The 19,428-nt window shown below is 65.0% G+C and carries 17 protein-coding genes; 4 read left to right on the top strand and 13 right to left on the bottom strand.

Annotation, left to right across the window (positions count from 1 at the left end; translation table 11 throughout):
* The first annotated feature begins 226 nt into the window (after positions 1-226).
* From GH660_RS13305 to GH660_RS13320, 4 genes are all read left to right on the top strand, one after another.
* A complete protein-coding gene (locus GH660_RS13305; RefSeq protein WP_153147168.1) occupies positions 227-2,995 on the top strand; it encodes an FAD-binding and (Fe-S)-binding domain-containing protein in 2,769 nt (922 codons plus the stop codon).
* Positions 2,996-3,070: 75 nt separating this feature from the next.
* Complete coding sequence (locus tag GH660_RS13310; RefSeq protein WP_153147169.1) at positions 3,071-3,517, top strand: universal stress protein; 447 nt, start codon at positions 3,071-3,073, stop codon at positions 3,515-3,517.
* Entirely contained in the window at positions 3,518-6,280 is a 2,763-nt protein-coding gene (gene ppc, locus GH660_RS13315; RefSeq protein ID WP_153147170.1) for a phosphoenolpyruvate carboxylase, read from the top strand.
* Between the two features lie 9 nt (positions 6,281-6,289).
* Positions 6,290-7,108 (top strand): pyruvate, water dikinase regulatory protein, encoded by an 819-nt coding sequence (locus GH660_RS13320; RefSeq protein WP_153147171.1) that lies wholly within the window; start codon positions 6,290-6,292, stop codon positions 7,106-7,108.
* A 51-nt stretch (positions 7,109-7,159) separates the two neighbouring features.
* Here GH660_RS13320 and GH660_RS13325 read toward each other — a convergent pair whose 3' ends face one another.
* From GH660_RS13325 to uppS, 13 genes are read right to left on the bottom strand one after another with little or no spacing between them, the layout of a single operon-like run.
* On the bottom strand, positions 7,160-7,654 hold the full coding sequence (locus GH660_RS13325; RefSeq protein WP_153147172.1) for a hypothetical protein: 495 nt from the start codon (positions 7,652-7,654) through the stop codon (positions 7,160-7,162).
* A gap of 26 nt (positions 7,655-7,680) precedes the next feature.
* Entirely contained in the window at positions 7,681-8,472 is a 792-nt protein-coding gene (locus tag GH660_RS13330; protein ID WP_153147173.1) for an RNA methyltransferase, read from the bottom strand.
* Complete coding sequence (rnhB, locus tag GH660_RS13335; RefSeq protein ID WP_153147174.1) at positions 8,469-9,059, bottom strand: ribonuclease HII; 591 nt, start codon at positions 9,057-9,059, stop codon at positions 8,469-8,471. The genes GH660_RS13330 and rnhB overlap by 4 nt, the downstream gene beginning before the upstream one ends.
* Positions 9,047-10,195 carry a lipid-A-disaccharide synthase gene (gene lpxB / locus GH660_RS13340; protein WP_153147175.1) on the bottom strand — a complete coding sequence of 383 codons (1,149 nt, stop codon included), beginning with the start codon at positions 10,193-10,195 and terminating at the stop codon, positions 9,047-9,049. Before lpxB ends, rnhB begins: the two co-directional genes overlap by 13 nt.
* Positions 10,195-10,974 (bottom strand): acyl-ACP--UDP-N-acetylglucosamine O-acyltransferase, encoded by a 780-nt coding sequence (gene lpxA / locus GH660_RS13345; protein ID WP_368666118.1) that lies wholly within the window; start codon positions 10,972-10,974, stop codon positions 10,195-10,197. The genes lpxB and lpxA overlap by 1 nt, the downstream gene beginning before the upstream one ends.
* The gene (fabZ, locus tag GH660_RS13350) at positions 10,967-11,401 is read right to left on the bottom strand and encodes a 3-hydroxyacyl-ACP dehydratase FabZ (protein WP_153147335.1); all 435 of its coding nucleotides are present in this window, start codon (positions 11,399-11,401) and stop codon (positions 10,967-10,969) included. The genes lpxA and fabZ overlap by 8 nt, the downstream gene beginning before the upstream one ends.
* Positions 11,402-11,405: 4 nt before the next feature.
* Positions 11,406-12,428 (bottom strand): UDP-3-O-(3-hydroxymyristoyl)glucosamine N-acyltransferase, encoded by a 1,023-nt coding sequence (lpxD, locus tag GH660_RS13355; protein WP_228276495.1) that lies wholly within the window; start codon positions 12,426-12,428, stop codon positions 11,406-11,408.
* Between the two features lie 20 nt (positions 12,429-12,448).
* Positions 12,449-12,958 (bottom strand): OmpH family outer membrane protein, encoded by a 510-nt coding sequence (locus GH660_RS13360; protein WP_228276496.1) that lies wholly within the window; start codon positions 12,956-12,958, stop codon positions 12,449-12,451.
* 12 nt (positions 12,959-12,970) lie between these two features.
* Positions 12,971-15,256, bottom strand: coding sequence for an outer membrane protein assembly factor BamA (gene bamA / locus GH660_RS13365; protein WP_153147178.1), 2,286 nt, complete (start codon positions 15,254-15,256; stop codon positions 12,971-12,973).
* A 3-nt stretch (positions 15,257-15,259) separates the two neighbouring features.
* Complete coding sequence (rseP, locus tag GH660_RS13370) at positions 15,260-16,627, bottom strand: RIP metalloprotease RseP (RefSeq protein ID WP_153147179.1); 1,368 nt, start codon at positions 16,625-16,627, stop codon at positions 15,260-15,262.
* Positions 16,624-17,814, bottom strand: a complete 1,191-nt coding sequence (gene ispC / locus GH660_RS13375) for a 1-deoxy-D-xylulose-5-phosphate reductoisomerase (RefSeq protein WP_153147180.1) — start codon at positions 17,812-17,814, stop codon at positions 16,624-16,626. The genes rseP and ispC overlap by 4 nt, the downstream gene beginning before the upstream one ends.
* Positions 17,811-18,650, bottom strand: a complete 840-nt coding sequence (locus tag GH660_RS13380; RefSeq protein ID WP_153147181.1) for a phosphatidate cytidylyltransferase — start codon at positions 18,648-18,650, stop codon at positions 17,811-17,813. The genes ispC and GH660_RS13380 overlap by 4 nt, the downstream gene beginning before the upstream one ends.
* Positions 18,643-19,404 carry a polyprenyl diphosphate synthase gene (gene uppS, locus GH660_RS13385; RefSeq protein ID WP_153147182.1) on the bottom strand — a complete coding sequence of 254 codons (762 nt, stop codon included), beginning with the start codon at positions 19,402-19,404 and terminating at the stop codon, positions 18,643-18,645. The genes GH660_RS13380 and uppS overlap by 8 nt, the downstream gene beginning before the upstream one ends.
* Positions 19,405-19,428: the final 24 nt, after the last annotated feature.

The following is a 19,428-nucleotide window of genomic DNA, read 5'->3' on the forward strand; positions in this document are numbered from 1 at the left end:
CCGAGTTGCGCAGCCGCCCGGCGCTTCGATTAGCGCAGGGCACTGGGCACAGCCCGGCGCCGACCCAGGGGTGGCCTTCTTTTTGGCTACTTTTTCTTGGCCAAACAAGAAAAAGTACGCCCGCCGGCCAGGCGGAAAACAGCGCATCAAAAAAATCCGCACCCGCCTCAAACGCGAAAGCCAAATCCCGCAGTAACCAAACCAAAACCCCCCGAGACAACCAACCATGAGCCAGCTCATCCAGCACCTCCGCCAGCAACTGCCGGAAAAGCAGATCATCACCGACGACCTACGTCGCCTCGCCTACGGCACCGACGCCAGCTTCTACCGCCTGATCCCGCAGGTCATCGCCGTCGTCGAATCGGAAGACGAGGTTCGCGCCCTCCTCCAGGCCGCCCGCCGGAACAAGACCGCCGTCACCTTCCGCGCCGCCGGCACCAGCCTTTCCGGCCAGGCGATCACCGACGGCGTGCTGGCCCTTATCGGCGAGGGCTTCGCCGGCTGCGAGATCAGCGCCGATGCGAGCCGGGTCCAGGCCGGCCCCGGCATCGTCGGCGGTGAGATCAATCGACGGCTGGCGCCTTTCGGCCGCAAGATCGGCCCCGATCCGGCGTCGATCAACGCCTGCAAGATCGGCGGCATCGCCGCCAACAACGCTTCCGGCATGTGCTGCGGTACGGCGCAGAACAGCTACCGGACGCTGGCCGGCCTGCGCGTCATGCTGGCTGACGGCACCCTGCTCGATACCGAGGACCCGCTCAGCGTCGCCGCCTTCTCGCGCAGCCACGCCGTGCTGCTCGGCGAACTCGAGCGCCTGGGCCGCGACACTCGCGCCAATGCCGCGCTGGCCGGGCGCATCCGCCACAAGTTCAAGATCAAGAACACCACCGGCTACAGCCTCAACGCGCTGATCGACTACGAAGACCCGATCGACATCCTGGCGCACCTGATGATCGGCTCCGAAGGCACGCTCGGCTTCATTTCGCGCATCACCTACCAGACCGTCGTCGAGGATCCGCACAAGGCCAGCGCGCTGGTCTTCTTCCCCGACATCCGCACCGCCTGCGAGGCGGTCATCCGCCTAAAGCCGCAGCCGGTCTCGGCCGTCGAACTGCTCGACCGCCCCGCCCTGCATTCGGTCGAGAACAAGCCCGGGCTGCCGGCGATCATGCGCGAACTGGGTGAGGACGCCGCCGCCCTGCTGATCGAGGTCCGGGCTGCCGCGGTCGACGCGCTGCAGGACAAGATTTCCGCCGTCCACGCCGCGCTGGCCGGCGTCGCCATGGTCGAGCCGATGGCCTTCTCGACTGACCCGGCGACGTGCGAGATGTACTGGAAGGTACGCAAGGGCACCTTCCCGGCGGTCGGCGCCATGCGCCGCACCGGCACCACGGTGCTGATCGAGGACATCGCCTTCCACATCGAGAACCTGGCCGACGCCACGCTCGACCTGCAGGCGCTGCTACGCCACCACGGCTACCACGAGGCGATCATCTTCGGCCACGCGCTCGAAGGCAACCTGCACTTCGTCATCACCCAGGATTTCGGCGACCCGAGCGAGGTCGACCGCTACGCCCGCTTCATGGACGACGTCTGTCACATGGTGGTCGACAAGTACGACGGCTCGCTCAAGGCCGAGCACGGCACCGGCCGCAACATGGCGCCGTTCGTCGAGATGGAATGGGGCAAGGAGGCCGCCACCCTGATGCGCCGCATCAAGCAACTGTTCGACCCGGACAACCTGCTCAACCCCGGCGTCATCCTCAACGACAATCCGCACGCCCACCTCGAAAACCTGAAGCCGATGCCGGCCGCCGAGGACATCGTCGACCGCTGCATCGAATGCGGCTTCTGCGAACCGCTGTGCCCATCGCACCGGCTCACGCTCAGCCCGCGCCAGCGCATCGTCAGCGTCCGCGAGCTCGCCCGCCGCGCCGCCGCCGGCGAGCCGGCCGGGGCCGTCGGCGAGGACTACGCCTACATGGGCCTCGACACCTGCGCCGGCTGCGGCCTGTGCTCGACCGCCTGCCCGGTCGGCATCAACACCGGCGACCTCACCCGCCGCCTGCGCGGGCGCCGGATGGGCGACGGCGCGCGTCGCGTCAATGCGTGGACGGGCGAGCATTTCGGCACGCTGGCCAACGCCTCGCGCCTCGGCCTCAAGGTGGGGCATGCCGTCTCCGGCGTCCTCGGCGACAACTTCCTCGCCCGGGTTTCCGGCGGCGCCTGGAAGCAGCGCATGCCGCACGCCGGCAAGGCGCCGGCGGCCCGCACCGCCCAGGGCGATCCGGTCGTCTATTTCCCGGCCTGCGGCGGGCGCATCTTCGGGCCGTCCGAATCCGGCACCGCGCAGCTCGGCGACGTCATCAGCGAACTGCTGGTTCGCGCCGGCTACGCGCCGCGCCTGCCGGCAGGCTTCGACCAGCTGTGCTGCGGCCAGATGCTGGCGAGCAAGGGCATGGCGGAAGAAGCCGAGGCCATGTCGCGGACGCTTGAAGCGGCGCTCATGACGGCCAGCGAGAACGGTCGCTACCCGATCATCATGGACGCCAGCAGCTGTTCGATCCGCATGCAGGAACATCTCGCCGGTCGCCTCAAGCTCTACGATTTCCACGAATTCGCCCACGACGCCCTGCTGCCGCGCCTGATGATCACCCGCGAAGCCGGCCCGGTCGCATTGCACGTCAATTGCAGCGTGCGCAAGAACGGCTCGGACGCCAAGCTGCGGAAGGTGCTGGCCGCGTGCGTCGAGCAGATCGTCGAGCCGGCCGGCGTCACCTGCTGCGGTTTCGCCGGCGACCGCGGCTTCGTCGTGCCGGAACTCAATCGCCACGCCCTGCGTCACATCCACGACGAACTGCCCGCCGGCTGCGCCTGCGGCGTCTCGACCAACCGCACCTGCGAAATCGGCCTGACCGCCGAAACCAGACGCACCTACCAGTCGCTCGCCTACCTGCTCGAAAGATGCAGCCGGCCGCAAACCGGCGGCTGTTGAGGATTTCCCTAACAGCCGAAAACGCGGCGAATTGCTAAGGTACGTCCGATCCGCCAAATTCCAAGGAGAACACCCATGTACAAGAACATCCTGGTCGCCATCGACGACAGCGAGACCTCCCGCTGCGCCCTGACCGAAGCCCTGCACATCGCCCGCACCAGCAATGCCAAGCTCTACATCACGCACGTCGCCGACGAGACGCTGATGGGCATGCACGGCCGCACCTTCACGACCTCGCTGAACCTCGACCACGCGATCCAGGCGATCGCCAATGCCGGCCGCGAACTGCTCGTCGAGGCGATGAAAACGGCCAGCGGCGTCGACGCCGAACCCCTGCTGCTAGAAGCGCGCAACCGCCGGGTTTCGGAAACCATCGCCGACAAGGCCAGGGAACTGGGCATCGACCTGATCGTCATCGGCCGCCACGGCCAGCGCGGCCTGGCCAAGCTGATCCTCGGCTCGGTCGCCGAACAGCTGGCCAAGATGGCCGACGCCTCCGTTCTGCTGGTCAGGAAGCACTAAATGCCGCCCGCCGTGCCCGACGCCGCCAAGGAGCAACCGCTGCGCCACGACATCCGCCTGCTGGGCCGCATCCTCGGCGATACGGTGCGCGAACAGGAAGGCGAGGCCGTCTTCGACGTCGTCGAGCGCGTCCGCCAAACCGCCGTGCGCTTCGCCCGCGACGGCGACCCCGCCGCCCGCGCCGAGCTCGCCGCGCTGCTCGACCCTCTGCCGGGCGACACGACGCAGGCCGTCGTCCGCGCCTTCAGCTACTTCCTGCAACTGACCAACATCGCCGAGGACGAGCACCACATCCGGCGGCGCCGCGCCTACGACCTGGCCGGCTCGCCGCCGCGCGAGGGCAGCCTGGTTTTTGCCCTCGACGCGCTGTCGACCGCAGCCGTCTCGCCGGAAGCCGTCGCCGACTTCTTCGCTCACGCCGTCGTCGCCCCGGTGCTCACCGCGCACCCGACCGAGGTGCAACGCCAGAGCCTGATCCGCAACCACCGCGACCTTGCCCGCCTGCTCGACCAGCGCGAACGCCTGCAGATGACGCCGGAAGAACTGGCCGAGAACGACCTGGCGCTGGCCAACGCCATCCTGACCCTGTGGCAGTCGCGCATGCTGCGCCCGGTGCGCCTCAAGGTACTCGACGAGGTCAAGAACGGCATCACCTACTTCAAGGAAACCTTCTTCACCGAACTGCCGCGCCTCTACATCCAGGCCACGCAGCAGCTGCAGCAACGCTACCCGGACAAGACCTGGGCGCTGCCGCCCTTCTTCCGAGTCGGCTCGTGGATCGGCGGCGACCGCGACGGCAACCCCTTCGTCACCGCCGACATCCTCAGGGAAGCGCTGCGCCTGCAGTCGGCCGCCGCGCTCAACCACTACCTCGAGGAAGTCCATGAATTGGGCGGCGAACTGCCGCTCTCCGACCTCCTGGTCAAGGTGACGCCCGAACTGATTTCACTTGCCGAGCACTCGACCGACCACTCGCCGCAGCGCGCCGACGAACCCTACCGCCGCGCCCTCTCCGGCATCTACGCGCGCCTCGCCGCCACCGCGCGCGCCCTCGACCATTTCGAGCCGGTGCGCCACGAAATCGGCAGCGCCGCCCCGTATGACACTCCAGACGCTCTGCGCACCGACCTCAAGGTACTGTCCACCTCGCTCAAGCAGAACGGCAGCGCCGCGCTGGCCAATGGCCGCCTGCGCCGTCTGTTGCGCGCCGTCGAGGTCTTCGGCTACCACCTGGCGCCGATCGACCTGCGCCAGAACTCCGAAGTCCACGCCCGCAGCGTCGCCGAACTGCTCGCCGGCGCCGGCCGCTGTCCCGATTACGAGGCGCTGTCCGAGGTCGACCGCATCCGGCTGCTGATCGAGGAAATCAGCACGCCGCGCCCGCTGTATTCGCCCTACCTGACCTACTCGGACGAAACGCAGGGCGAGCTGGCCATCTTCTTCGCCGCCCGCGAGCTGCGCGGCCGCTACGGCGCCGCGGCGCTGCCCAACTGCATCATCTCGAAGACCGACGGCGTCTCCGACCTCCTCGAACTGGCCCTGCTGCTCAAGGAAGCCGGCCTGCTGCGGCCGGGCGCAACGCCGCGTCTCGACGTCAACATCATTCCCCTCTTCGAAACCATCGAGGACCTGCAGAAGAGCGCCGCCACCATGGACGGCGTCTTCAGGCTGCCGGCCTACCGCGAGCTGATCGCCGGCCGCGGCGACGAGCACGAAGTCATGCTCGGCTATTCCGACAGCAACAAGGACGGCGGTTTCCTGACCTCCGGCTGGGAGCTGTACAAGGCCGAGATCGAACTGGCCCGCGTCTTCGCCGAACACAAGGTCCGCCTGCGCCTGTTCCACGGCCGGGGCGGCTCGGTCGGGCGCGGCGGCGGCCCGACCTACCACGCCATCCTCGCCCAGCCGGCCGGCGCCGTCGCCGGCCAGATCCGCCTGACCGAGCAGGGCGAAGTGATCTCGACCAAGTACGGCAACCCCGACACCGGCCGTCGCAACCTCGAAGTGCTGCTCGCCGCAACGCTGGAAGCCAGCCTGACCGACCACGAGAACAAGGTCGAGCCGGCCGGCCAGTTCCACGCCGTGATGGACGACCTCTCGGCCCGCGCCTTCACCGCCTATCGCGGGCTGGTCTATGAAACCCCCGGCTTCACCACCTATTTCCGGCAATCGACGGTGGTTTCGGAGATCGCCTCGCTCAACATCGGCAGCCGCCCCGCCTCGCGCAAGGCATCCGATCGCATCGAGGACCTGCGCGCCATCCCCTGGGTCTTCAGCTGGGCGCAATGCCGGCTGATGCTGCCCGGCTGGTACGGCTTCGGTTCGGCAGTCGACGGCTGGCTGGCCGCCAATCCGGACGGCCTCGCCACGCTGCGCCGCATGCTCAAGTCGTGGCCCTTCTTCCAGAGCCTGTTGTCTAATATGGACATGGTGCTGGCCAAGACCGACCTCGCCATCGCCTCGCGCTATGCCGAGCTGGTCGCCGATGGCGAACTGCGCGAAAGCATCTTCGGCCGCATCCGGGGCGAATGGGCGCTGACCAGGCAGCACCTGCTGGCCATCCTCGAACAGGACGATTTCCTCGCCGACAACCCGATGCTCAAGCGTTCGCTGCAGCTGCGCTCGCCCTACATGGACCCGCTCAACCACCTGCAGGTCGAACTGCTCAAGCGCCACCGCGCCGGCGACACCGACGAGCGCCTGGCCCGCGGTATCCATCTGTCAATCAACGGAGTCGCCTCGGGATTGCGCAACAGCGGTTAGAATCGCGGGATGCCCAATCCAATCAAACGCACCGTATTCTTCGTTTCCGACGGCACCGGCCTGACCGCGGAAGCGCTCGGCCACAGTCTCCTGACGCAGTTCGAGGAAGTGGAATTCAAGCAGATCCGCATTCCCTTCCTCGACAACATCGCCAAGGCCCAGGAGGCCGTCGTTCGCATCAACGACCAGGGCGAGGCCGACGGCATGCGCCCGATCGTGTTCACGACGCTGGTCAACCCGGAACTCGCCAACATCGTGCACCAGGCCGACGCCTTCTGCCTGTCCTACTTCGAGACCTTCCTGGCGCCGCTGGAAGCCGAACTGGGCGTCAAGTCCAGCCACACCGTCGGCCGCTCGCATGGTTCGGCCGACAGCTCCGACTACAAGAAGCGCATCGAGTCGATCAACTACACCCTGGCTCACGACGACGGCATCACCGACCGCGACCTCGAGGAAGCCGACGTCATCCTCGTCGCCGTCTCGCGCTGCGGCAAGACGCCGACCTCGCTCTACCTGGCCATGCAGTTCGGCCTCAAGGCCGCCAATTTCCCGCTGATTCCCGAAGATTTCGACCGCGGCCGCCTGCCCGGCACGCTGGAAAGGCATCGCGCCAAACTGTTCGGCCTGACCATCCAGCCCGAGCGCCTGCACCAGATCCGCGAGGAACGCCGCGCCGGCAGCAAGTACGCCTCGCTCGCCAACTGCCGCTTCGAGATCGCCGAGGCGGAAAAGATGATGCGCCGCGAAGGCATCCGCTGGCTCGACTCGTCGACCAAGTCGATCGAGGAAATCTCGACCACGATTCTTCAGGAACTGAAGCTGCGCTGAATCGCGCCCCTCGGAGCGGGACGAAGCTTCCTCGCCGCCGCCGGCAACCGCTCAGAACGACTTCTGGAACTGATCAGGTGCCGGATTGCGCGGAACCGGTTCGCCGCGCATCTGTTCTTGCGCCAGCTCGCCGGCCAGCGAATCGTAATATTGGCGACCGTGAAAAACCTTCGCCTCATCATGGTCAACCAGTACCGGCGAAGTGGCGGCCGTTGCCGGCCCGGACACGCCTGCTGCATCCGGGGGCAACGCGTAGTGGCCGCTTGTCGTTTTGCTGGCGGCGAGCGCCGCATCAACGCGCTTTTTCATCGCCGCATCGACTTCGACCATGGTAATCGAGCCATCCCGGTTTACATCGATCTCGTCGAAGTACTGGGGCATGAGCGGAAACGCAGCATAGGCTTCGGCGCGGGTCAGCTTGCCGTCCTTATCCACATCCGCCGCTTGAAAGCGCTTGTTGAAATCCTGCGATTTCTGGTTACCCTGGGCGACGGCAGCCAGCGGTATGGTAAGGGCGAGAGCAGTGACGAGGTGGCTAAGGTTCATGGCAGCGGCAAATGTCAAAAGAATGATTATGCCAGATCGCCAGGAACCGCAGTCGCCCTGCGCCGCACCATCTCGAACAGGCAAATTGCCGCTGCCGCACCGACATTCAGCGATTCGACGGCACCCGGCATGGAAATCCTGATCCGCAATCGGGCGGCGGCGATCAGTTCGCGCCGCACCCCCTGCCCTTCGGCGCCGAAAACCCAGGCCAGCGGGCCGTGCCATTTGGCTTCGTAAAGCGAGGTGGCACTATCGAGACAGGTAACCGCCGTCGTGCCGCGAAAATCGGCCATGAATTCCGCCAGATCGGCATCTTCGTGGATCGCCAGCGCAAAATGTGCGCCTTGCCCGGCGCGCAGGACCTTGGGCGACCACGCCGCGGCGCAGACCGGCGACAGCAATGCCTGCTTCACCCCGGCGGCGGCGGCCGTGCGCAGCAGCGTCCCGACATTGCCGGGATCCTGCACACCGTCGAGCAAAATGGCATCCTTTTCGGGGTCGACCGCAACCGTCGCCGCCGGCATCGCCGCCACCGCCAAGAGGCCGCTCGGCGTGTCGACCAGCCCGAGATCACGCATCAGGGCATCGGCCAGGACCGCGCATTCGCGGCCGTCGACATAGGCGGCGACCTCGCCGCCGCCCAGCGCCGATTCGGCGACAACAAGGGTCTCCACCGGCCCGACCGCCTGCTCGTAGGCAGCGACCAGATGCACGCCGTCGAGCAGCGTCCGGCCTGCCTTGCGCCGCTCGCGCCCCGATTCCGCCAGCCGCTTCAGGGACTTGAAAAAAGGGTTGTCGCGCGAGCGGATCAGCTTCATAGCAGGGAAAGCTGCCGCGCCACCGGGCCGAAACTGCGCCGGTGCGCCGGCGACGCGCCGTGCTCTTCCAGCGCCTGGCAATGCAGCGCCGTCGGGTAGCCCATGTGGCGGTCGAAGCCGTATTGCGGATAGGTCTCGTGGAGGGCCAGCATGCCTGCGTCACGGACCGTCTTGGCGAGGATGGATGCTGCGGCGATCGAGGCGATCTTGCCGTCGCCCTTGACGACGGCCTCGACCGGGATCGCCAGTTTGGGGCAGCGGTTGCCGTCGACCAGGGCGGCCGTCGGCTGCACGGCGAGCCCGGCCACCGCCCGCTGCATGGCCAGCATGGTGGCATGCAAGATGTTGAGGAGGTCGATTTCCCCGACCGTCGCTTCGGCCACGGCCCAAGCGACGGCCCGTTCGCGGATCAATACCGCGAGCGCATCGCGCTTCTTCTCGCTGAGTTTCTTGGAGTCGTTGAGGCCGGGGATCGGCCGCGCCGGATCGAGGATCACCGCCGCGGCGACCACCGGGCCGGCCAGCGGCCCGCGCCCGGCTTCGTCGATGCCGCAGACAAGGCCGGGCGGAATGATCAGTTCAGGCATTCGACCACCGCGCAGGCGGCCTTTTCGGCGTTGTTCTGGCGCAGTTGCAGGTGGATTTCGGTGAATGCCTCGGCCACCGCCGCGGCGTTTTCCTTGTCCTCGTAGAGCTTGATCAGCGCTTCCGCGAGGTTTTCCGGGGTCGCGTCGTCCTGCAAGATTTCCGGCACGACGAAACGGCCGGCCAGGATGTTGGGCAGCCCGACGTACGGCGAGCGGACCATACGCTTGCCGATCCACCAGGAACTGGGCGCCAGCTTGTAGGTGATGACCATCGGCCGCTTGATCAGGGCGGCTTCCAGCGTCGCCGTGCCGCTCGCCACCAGCGAGACGTCGGCGGCGCCGAGGGCGTCCTGGGCGTGCCCGAAGAGAAGGCGGAACGGCACTTCGCCGGCCTGCTCGGCGTAGATCGCGTTTTCGAACTGCAGGCGGGTTTCGCGGGTGGTCAGCGGCACAACGAACTGGGCGTTGGGCAGGAAGCGCTCGCGGATGATTTTCGCGGTCTGCACGAAAGTGGCGGCCATCCGCTCAAGTTCGCCCTTGCGGCTGCCGGGCAGGAGCGCGAAAACCGGCGCCGCCTTGGGCAGGCCCAGTTTTTCGCGGACCGCCTGCTTGCTGGTTTCGAGCGGGATGAGGTCGGCCAGCGGGTGCCCGACGTAGGACACCGGAATACCTTCCCGGTCGTAGAGCGGTGGCTCCATCGGGAAAAGCGCCAGCACGCGATTGACGGCACGGCCGATTTTCTTGATCCGACCGCCGCGCCAGGCCCAGATCGACGGACTGACGTAATGGATGGTCTTGATGCCGGCGGACTTGAGCGCCGTTTCCAGGCCGAGGTTGAAGTCCGGCGCGTCGATGCCGATGAAGACGTCCGGCCGACGCTCCAGCAGGCGCTTCTTCAACTGGCGCCGAATGCCGTAGATTTCGCGAAAATTTTTCAGCGCATCGATGTAGCCAATGACTGAAAGCTTTTCGATCGGCCACCACGCCTCGAAGCCCTGCGCCTGCATCTTCGGCCCGCCGATGCCGTAGAAATCGGCATCCGGCAGCTTTCTCTTCAGGGCGGCAATCAGGAGGCTGCCCAGGAGATCCCCGGAGGCCTCTCCCGCCACCATCGCAATCCGCACCGTACGCCCCATCAGCGGATGATGCCCCGCTTCGACGCCTCCAGGAAGTCGACCATGCGCTGGACATCCGGCTGCGTTTTTGCCTGTTCCGCCAGCTTCCCCTTGGCCTCTTCGAGCAGGAGGCCGGATTTGTAGAGGGTTCGATAGGCGCGCTTGAGTTCGGTAATCGCCTCGCTCGTAAAGCCGCGCCGCTTCAGGCCTTCGACATGGATACCGTAAGGCTGCGCGGTATTGCCGGCCGCCATCAGATAGGGCGGCACGTCCTGGAGAACCAGCGATGAGGCCGCCGTGATCACGTGGGCCCCAATGCGGCAGAACTGGTGAACGCCGGTATAGCCGCCAAAAATGACCCAATCATCGACGACGACATGCCCGGCGAGCGAGGCGCCGTTGGCGAAGATGGTCTTGTTGCCGACGCAGCAGTCATGTGCAATATGGCAGTTGGCCATCACCCAGTTGTCGTCACCAATACTGGTCACCCCCCGATCCTGCACGGTCCCCAGGTTGAAGGTGCAGAACTCGCGGATGGTGTTGCGGTCACCGATTTCGAGGCGCGTCGGTTCGCCGGCGTATTTCTTGTCCTGCGGCACCTCGCCCAGCGAGCAGAACTGGAAGATGTGGTTGTCGCGCCCGATGCGGGTGTGGCCCTTGATGACGACGTGCGGGCCGACGATGGTGTTGTCGCCGATCTCGACATCCGGCCCGATGATCGAATAGGGACCGATCTGCACGTTGGCGCCGATTCGCGCGCCCGGCTCGACGATCGCAGTGGGGTGAATCATCTCAGACATCCTTCTTGGCGCAGATCAGGCGAGCTTCCGCCGCCAGTTCGCCATCGACGCGGGCCTCGGCCTTGAGCTTGAGCACGTTGCGCATCCAGCGCTCGATCTCGACGTGCAGATGGAGCTGGTCGCCGGGCATCACCTGGCGCTTGAAGCGCGCGTCGTCGATGCCGGCGAACATGAAGAGTGAGCCCGGTGTCGGCTTCTCGCCGGCGGTCTTGAAGGCGAGGATGCCCGCCGCCTGGGCCAGGGCTTCCATGATGAGCACGCCGGGCATCACCGGATGGTGCGGAAAATGCCCGGTGAAATGCGGTTCGTTGAAGCTGACGTTCTTGTAGGCATGGATGCGCTTGCCCAGTTCCATCGACACCACCCGGTCCACCAGCAGGAAGGGGTAACGGTGCGGCAGGTGCTCCATGATATCCTTGATTTCCATTGAATCAATCATTTGCGCTTATCTCTTTCAGTTTTTTCTCAAGTTCGGAAACACGCTCCGCGAGGTGTGACAAGCGGCGGATATGGGCAGCATTGCGCACCCATTCGTCGTGGCTGTCGATCGGGAACACGCTGGTATAGAGGCCGGGCTGAGTGATGTTCTTCATCACCAGCGAGCCACCGGAAATCGTCGTTCCCGGCGCCAGCGTCACATGGCCCGAGATCATGCCGGCGCCGCCGACGATGCAGTGCTCGCCCAAGGTCACGCTGCCAGCGATGCCGGTGCACCCGGCCAGCACGCTGTAGGCACCGATGTTGCAGTTGTGGGCAACCTGGACCAGGTTGTCGATCTTGCACCCGTCGCCGATCACGGTATCGTCAAGGGCGCCGCGGTCGACCGTCGTATTCGCCCCGATCTCGACATCGTCGCCGATGACGACGCCGCCGATCTGCGGAATCTTGATCCACTCCCGGCCTTCCGGCGCGAAGCCGAAGCCGTCGGCGCCGATCACCGCCCCGGAATGCAGGATGGCGCGCTTGCCGATGCGGCAGCCATGATAGATCGTCACCCGCGGGTAGAGGATGCTGCCGTCGCCGATGCTGACGCCGTCGCCGATCGTGCAGCCAGCGTGAATCACGACGTTTTCACCCAGGGCGACACCGCTGCCGATGGTCACCTGCGGGCCGATGGCGGCGCTGGCCGGCAACGGCGAACCAACCACCGCCGAGGGATGCACGCCGGCAAACCCGGCACGAACCGGATTGAGCAGGCTGGCAACGCGGGCGTAGTAGGCGTAGGGATTGGCCGTCACGATGCGCGGCCCGGCGAATTCGTCGGCAAACGCCGGCGCCAGGATGACCGCCGCCGCCCCGGTCGTCTGCAGTTGGCCGCGGTACTTGCGGTTGGCCAGGAAGGCGATGTCGCCGGCGCCGGCCGAGGCCAGCGTCGCCACCCGCCGAATGGCGGTTTGCCGTTCTCCAAGCACATCGCCGCCCAATTGGGCGGCGATGTCGGAAAGCGTGAGCATCAACTCGCCTTGCCGGACCATTACTTGGTGTCGGCGAGCGCCTTGATTACGCGATCGGTGATATCGAGCTTGGGACTGACCCAGACGACGTCCTGCAGGATGAGATCGAACTTGTCGGCCTCGGCGATCTGCTTGATCGCCTTGTTGGCCTTCTCGATCACGGCGGCATTCTCCTCGTTCTGGCGCAGGTTGAGGTCTTCGCGGAACTCGCGCTGACGACGCTGGAATTCGCGTGACAGTTCGCCGAATTCCTTCTCCTTGGCCCGGCGCTCGGTTTCCGCCATGGTCACCGAATTCTTTTCGAGGTTTTCCTGCAGGCCCTGCAGTTGCTTGGCCATTTTCTGCAGATCCTGATCGCGCTTGGCAAACTCGCCTTCGAGCTTCTTCCCGGCCTTTTGGGCCGCCGGTGCATCGCGGAAGATGCGTTGCGTATTGACGTAGCCAACCTTCAGTTCGGCTGCAGCTTCACCCGCAAAGAACAGGATGGACATCAACGACGATGCCAGAACGAGCGACTTAGCTTTCAACATGAGACTCCTGAATCAAAAAGTTGTACCCAACTGGAACTGGAACGCTTCCGTGCGGTCGCCGTCCTGCTTGTTGATCGGATAACCGTAGCTGATCTTGAGCGGGCCGACCGGCGAAATCCACGCCAGGGACAAGCCCGTAGAATAGCGCAAACTGTCGTCGATGCCAGGCTTCGTGTAACCCGCCTGATAGTCGCCCCAGACCTGGCCGGCATCGACGAACCAGCCCATGCGCAGGGATTTTTCCATGCCCGGAATGCCCCACAGCAGTTCGGCCTGGGCGATCACGCGCTCGTTGCCGCCGATCGTGTTGCCGTTGATATCCTGCGGACCCAGGCTGCCGGCCTTGAAGCCGCGCACGGAGTTTACGCCGCCAGCATAGAAGTTCTTATAGAACGGCAGGCCATCGCCGTTGTAGCCGTCGGCATAGCCGACTTCGCCGTTGAGCATCAGGGTGAAGGAGCGGGACAGTGCGAAGTAGCGCTGCAACTGGTAGGAGGCCCGGTAGAAGGTAAGGTCCCCGCCGGGAATCGCGACTTCCAGCGAGGCCTTCTGGTACCAGCCGGTGGTCGGGAAGAGGAAGCTGTCCTTGCCGTCCGCCACCCAGTTCAAGGTAACCGGGATGGTCAGGTTGGTATCGCCGTACTGATTGACGAAGTTGATCGTGCTCGGGGAACTGTTGTCGTAGGACGTGATTTTCGTCTGGTCGATACCGACACCGAAGCTCAGCGACTGCTTCTCGCCGATCGGGAAGCCGAAGCGTACTGCCGCACCGTTGGAGGACGACTTGTAGGGCGCCACCGAGGTCGAGGTCGAATCGATATTGCGGTGATAGATGTCGAAGCCCTGGCTGATGCCATCCACCGTGAAATACGGATTGGTGTAAGAGATCGACGCGACCTGGTTGATCTTGCCGGTATTGAGGGCGAGCGTGACGTTGTTGCCGCTGCCGAGGAAGTTGTTCTGCGAAATCGAGCCGGACAGGATCAGGCCTTCCGTACTCGACACGCCGGCACCCAGCATCAGGTTGCCGGTCGGCTTTTCGGTCACCTTGATATTGACATCGAGCTGGTCCGCCGTGCCCGGCACCGCGGGCGTCTCGACCGTCGTCTCGGAGAAATAGCCAAGCCGGTCGAGACGCTGCTTGGACGCCGTCACGCGGTCGGCGTCGTACCAGCCGCCTTCCATCTGGCGAAGCTCGCGGCGGATGACCTCGTCGCGCGTCTTCGTGTTTCCGGTCACGTTGATGCGCCGCACGTATACCCGCTTTCCCGGATCGACGAAGATGGTGAACGCGACCTGACGCTTTTCCTTGTCGATTTCAGGCGCGGCATTGACGTTTGCGAAGGCGTAACCTTCCTTGCCCAGCCGGTCGCTGATGGCCTTGTTCGATTCGTTGAGCTTCTCGCGGGAGAAGACGTCGCCCGGCTTGATGATGACCAGCTTGGCCAGTTCCTCTTCGCTGATCGTGAAATCGCCGGCCAGCTTGACCGAGGAAACCTGATAGCGCGCACCCTCGTTCACGTTGATGGTGATATACACATCCTGCTTATCGGGCGAAATCGACACCTGCGTCGAGTCGACCGCGAACTCCAGATAACCCCGGTTCATGTAGAAGGATTTCAGCTTCTCGAGGTCGGCCGACAGCTTTTGCCGGGAATACTGGTCGTTCTTCGTGTACCAGGTGATCCAGCCCGGCGTGGTCAGCTCGAACTGGCTGAGCAAATCCTTTTCCGTGAAATCTTTGGCGCCGACGATGTTGATCTGCTTGATCTTGGCCGAAACACCCTCTTCGATGTTGAAGTTGATGCCGACGCGATTGCGTTCGAGCGGCGTGACCGTCGTCGTGATCACCACGCCGTACTTGCCCTTGGTCAGGTATTGTCGCTTGAGCTCCTGCTCCGCCTTCTCGAGCTGCGCCCGGTCGAAAATGCGCCCTTCGGCGATCCCGATTTCCTTGAGCGCCTTGAGGATGACATCCTTGTCGAATTCCTTGAGACCGACGAAATCGACCTGGGCAATGGCCGGGCGTTCCTGCACCACCACGACCATGACATCGTTCTCGATCTCGATCCGCACGTCGCGGAAGAAACCGGTGCCGAACAGGGTCCTAATCGCCTGGGCCGCCTTCTCGTCATTCAGCGTCTCGCCGACCTTGACCGGGAGATAGCCGAAGACCGTGCCCGCCTCGGTCCGCTGGATTCCTTCGACACGGATATCCTTGACGACGAAGGGTTCGAAAGCCAGTGCGGGGAGCGAAAATAGTCCGGCGACGAGAACGGGGATCAGGGATTTCTTCATTATTCAGCCGGAAAACAGGCGGTTCATGTCGTTAAAAAATGCGAAAGCCATCAGGACGAAGAGAATGGAGAGGCCAACTTGCTGGGCGATCTCCATGGCACGCTCGGAAAGCGGCCGACGCCTGACGACTTCTATCATATGATACATCAAATGCCCCCCGTCCAGAACCGGGATCGGCAGCAGATTGAGCACCCCCAGGCTGATGCTGACGAGAGCCATGAACTTGAGGTAGTAGTCGATGCCCAGCCGTGCCGACTGGCCGGCATAGTCGGCGATCGTCACCGGCCCCGACAGGTTGCGCCACGACACCTCGCCGGTCAGCATCTTGCCCAGCATCACCAGGCTGAATATCGACTTGTCCCAGGTTTCCGCCAGCGCCTTGCCGCCCGCCGCAAAAAAGCCGTAGCGCACGAAAACCCTGACCTCCCGGACGGCATCGGGGCTTTCGGCAACCGCCACGCCCACCCTGCCGATTCGCCTGCCGCGCTCGGAAATGGCCTCCGGAACAACGTCGACCGCAACAGGCCGTCCGTCGCGCAGCAACTCGACACGCAGGGTACGCTCGGCGGCATCGCGCACCTTGAGCACGAAATCGTGCCAGGTGACGACTTCGCTGCCATCGACCGCGACGATTTCATCGCCGCTGCGCAGCCCGGCAACCTCCCCGGGACTTCCCGCCAGCACCTTACCGACCACCGGCGGCAGCTTGGGGCGGAAAAACCGGATGCCGAGGCGCTCCAGCGCGTCGCCCTCCCAGCCCTGCTCGCCCGCCGCCTGCAAAGCGAGGCGGCGGAAGGCGACCTCGCTCTGCTCGTTGATGACCTCGAGCGTCGCCGCTTCCTGATCGACCGCCTTGTGCAGTAGCGTCCAGCGCAGGTCGTTCCAGGTCGCCACGGGCTGCCCATCCACCGCCCGCACCTGCTCGCCATTGACGATACCGGCACTGGCGGCCGGCGACGCCGCCGGCGGCGTCCCGAGAATCGGCAGCAATTCGTTGCTGCCGACCATGAATACCGCCCAGTACAGGACGATGGCCAGCAGGAAATTGGCGACCGGCCCGGCGGCCACGATCAGGCTGCGCTTGCCAACCGACTGGCGATTGAAGGCGCGGTGACGCTCTTCCGGCGCGACTTCGGCTTCGCGCTCGTCGAGCATCTTGACATAGCCGCCGAGCGGAAAAATGCTGACCGCCCATTCGGTTCCATCCCGGCCGAAACGGCACTGCCAGAGGGTCCGGCCGAAACCAACCGAGAAACGCAGGACGCGGACGCCGCAATAACGCGCCGCCAGATAATGCCCGAACTCGTGCACCACGATGAGCACACCGAGAACGACGACGAAGGCCAGCAGATAGAACGGAAGCTCGCTCACGCGGGACAGGATGCGCGGACGAGACGGGATGCGACGTGCCGCGCTTCGGCATCGGCCTGCAGCACATCGGCGAGGCTGCCCTCGGGCCCGGAAGGCACGGCGTTCAGGGTCGACTCGATCAGCCGCGGGATGCCGAGGAAGGGCAACTGGCGGTCGAGGAACGCCGCGACCGCCACTTCGTTTGCGGCATTGAGTACCGCCGGCGCGGTACCGCCCGACCGCAGGGCGTCGTAGGCAAGCTGCAGACAGGGAAAGCGGGCGAAATCGGGCGCTTCGAAATCGAGACGGGCGATCTGGAACAGGTCGAGTGAGGCCACGCCGGCGTCGATCCGCTCCGGATAGGCCAGCGCATAGGCGATCGGCGTCCGCATGTCGGGATTGCCCAGCTGCGCTAGGACGGAACCGTCGACGTATTCGACCAGCGAATGGATGACGCTCTGCGGATGTACGACCACCTGGATCCGCTCCGGTGGACAGGCGAACAGCCAGTGGGCCTCGATCACCTCCAGGCCCTTGTTCATCATCGACGCCGAATCGACGGAAATCTTGCGCCCCATCACCCAGTTCGGATGCGCGCACGCTGCCTCGGGCGTCACGTCGGAGAGGGCGGCCAGCGGGGTGGTGCGGAAGGGACCGCCAGACGCCGTCAGCAAGATCCGGCGCACCCCGGATTCAGACAATCCACGTGAAAAATCGGACGGAAGTGATTGAAATATCGCGTTATGTTCACTATCCACGGGCAGCAGCACCGCACCATGCTCGCGCACCGCGTGCATGAAGAGCTCGCCAGCCATGACCAGCACTTCCTTGTTGGCGAGCAGGATCTTCTTGCCCGCCTGCGCCGCGGCCAGGGTCGGTTCGAGACCCGCCGCGCCGACGATGGCCGCCATCACGGCATCGACCTCGCCATGGGTAGCCATGGCGACCAGCGCCGCGACCCCGTGGAGCACTTCGGTCGGCAAACCAGCCTTCCGGCACAACAACGACAGTTCTTCGGCCAGCGGCGCATCGCGCACGACGGCGAACGCCGGCGTAAATTCCCGGCACTGCTCAAACAGCTTGTCGATCTGGCTGTGTGCACACAGTGCAAAGGCACGGTAGCGGTCGGGGTGACGGCGAATGACGTCGAGCGTGTTGACGCCGATCGAACCGGTGGCGCCGAGAATCGTCACGTTCTGGCGCTTCACCCCTGCCCCCGCGACAAGAGCAGCCACAGCAACGCCACTACCGGCAGCGTCGAAGTCAGGCTGTCGATCCGGTCGAGCACCCCGCCGTGACCAGGCAGGACGTTGCTGCTGTCCTTGATCCCGGCCTGCCGCTTGAGCATCGATTCATAAAGGTCACCGACGATGCTGATCGCCGTCACCGCCAGCAGGCAGACAATCCACAACGGCAAGCCGACTGGCGCGAATGAAAACCCGAGGCGCAGGGCCAGTCCGTACAGCACGACGCCGAGCCCGGCGCCGATCGCGCCCTCCCAGGTCTTGCCGGGACTGATCGCTGGCGCCAGCTTGTGCCTGCCGAACGCCTTGCCGGAAAAATAGGCCGCGATATCGGCCATCCAGACCACCGCGAGGATCGCCAGCAGGATGCCCGGTCCGGAAACCCTCAGCTGGACGAGGGCCAGCCAGGTCGGGAAAAGCACGACGGCCCCGACCACGATGCCCGGCAGGCCATGCGGCAACGCCCATTTGGCCCGCAGCCACAGCGGAACCACCGCGCACCAGAACACGGCCGCCACGCCATACGCCGCCAGCACCCAAGGGGCCGCCAGGCCGGCGCCGGCGCCGATACCCATCGCCGCCGGCTCCAGCAGCGAAACCGCGGCACAAATGATGGCCAGCACCGCGCCGAGCAGGCGCCGTCCAGCCTCGGTCATCTTCAGCAAGCCCCCCCACTCCCAGGCACCGATGCCGATGAAGATGGCGACGAGCATCGCCCAGTAAGCCTGGGGCAAAAGGAAAAGGCTGGGCAGGACCAGCGCCAGCAGGGCCAGCGCGGTAATGACGCGGGTCCTAAGCATTGGCTTCGCCGGCCAGCTGCTCGCCGGTCCGTCCGAATCGCCGCTCCCGTTTCTGGTACGAGGCGATGGCCAGGTCGAACTTGCTGCGGTCGAATTCCGGCCACAAGGTGCTGGTGAAATAGAGTTCGGTATAGGCGAGCTGCCAGAGCAGGAAGTTGCTGATCCGCTCCTCGCCGCCGGTACGAATGAAGAGGTCCGGCTCCGGCGCGAAATGCATGGAAAGGTAAGGCTCCAGATCCGCCTCCGCCCACCCGGTGCGTTTTTCAGGCTGCGCCTGCAGCATGGCATTGACTGCCTGCATGATGTCCCAGCGGCCGCCATAGTTCGCGGCGATCGTCAGTTGCAGCCGCTCGTTCGCGGCAGTGCGCGCCTCGGCAGCACGGATCAGTTCCTGCAGGCGGGAATCGAAACGCGTGATGTCGCCGATGATGCGCAGACGGACACCGTTCTCGTCCAGTTTGTCGACCTGCTGCTCCAGCGCCTTGATGAAGAGTTGCATCAGCAGGCTGACCTCTTCCTCCGGCCGCCGCCAGTTTTCTGAACTGAAGGCGAACAGGGTCAGATATTCAATGCCGCGCTCGAGACAGGCACGCACCATCTTGCGCACCATCTCCACACCTTTCGCATGCCCGGAAAAGCGCGGCATGAAGCGCTTCTTCGCCCAGCGGCCATTGCCGTCCATGATGACGGCCACGTGCTGCGGCACGGCCGCCGCCTCGGGAACCTGTCGGGTGGAACTGGTGAAGAGCGCCATTCAGCTGGAAATTTCAGCCGGAAT

The organism is Dechloromonas sp. H13 (assembly GCF_009469615.1).
In the GTDB taxonomy this organism is placed as follows: Bacteria; Pseudomonadota; Gammaproteobacteria; order Burkholderiales; family Rhodocyclaceae; genus Azonexus.

Coding starts and splice junctions, on each gene's coding strand:
- lpxA (WP_368666118.1), bottom strand. CDS start 10,974: ATGTCTGAGATGATTCACCCCACTGCGATCGTCGAGCCGGGCGCGCGA.
- lpxD (WP_228276495.1), bottom strand. CDS start 12,428: ATGCTCACGCTTTCCGACATCGCCGCCCAATTGGGCGGCGATGTGCTT.
- GH660_RS13380 (WP_153147181.1), bottom strand. CDS start 18,650: ATGCTTAGGACCCGCGTCATTACCGCGCTGGCCCTGCTGGCGCTGGTC.
- bamA (WP_153147178.1), bottom strand. CDS start 15,256: ATGAAGAAATCCCTGATCCCCGTTCTCGTCGCCGGACTATTTTCGCTC.
- uppS (WP_153147182.1), bottom strand. CDS start 19,404: ATGGCGCTCTTCACCAGTTCCACCCGACAGGTTCCCGAGGCGGCGGCC.
- GH660_RS13310 (WP_153147169.1), top strand. CDS start 3,071: ATGTACAAGAACATCCTGGTCGCCATCGACGACAGCGAGACCTCCCGC.
- GH660_RS13305 (WP_153147168.1), top strand. CDS start 227: ATGAGCCAGCTCATCCAGCACCTCCGCCAGCAACTGCCGGAAAAGCAG.
- GH660_RS13330 (WP_153147173.1), bottom strand. CDS start 8,472: ATGAAGCTGATCCGCTCGCGCGACAACCCTTTTTTCAAGTCCCTGAAG.
- GH660_RS13360 (WP_228276496.1), bottom strand. CDS start 12,958: ATGTTGAAAGCTAAGTCGCTCGTTCTGGCATCGTCGTTGATGTCCATC.
- ppc (WP_153147170.1), top strand. CDS start 3,518: ATGCCGCCCGCCGTGCCCGACGCCGCCAAGGAGCAACCGCTGCGCCAC.
- fabZ (WP_153147335.1), bottom strand. CDS start 11,401: ATGGAAATCAAGGATATCATGGAGCACCTGCCGCACCGTTACCCCTTC.
- GH660_RS13320 (WP_153147171.1), top strand. CDS start 6,290: ATGCCCAATCCAATCAAACGCACCGTATTCTTCGTTTCCGACGGCACC.
- rnhB (WP_153147174.1), bottom strand. CDS start 9,059: ATGCCTGAACTGATCATTCCGCCCGGCCTTGTCTGCGGCATCGACGAA.
- GH660_RS13325 (WP_153147172.1), bottom strand. CDS start 7,654: ATGAACCTTAGCCACCTCGTCACTGCTCTCGCCCTTACCATACCGCTG.
- lpxB (WP_153147175.1), bottom strand. CDS start 10,195: ATGGGGCGTACGGTGCGGATTGCGATGGTGGCGGGAGAGGCCTCCGGG.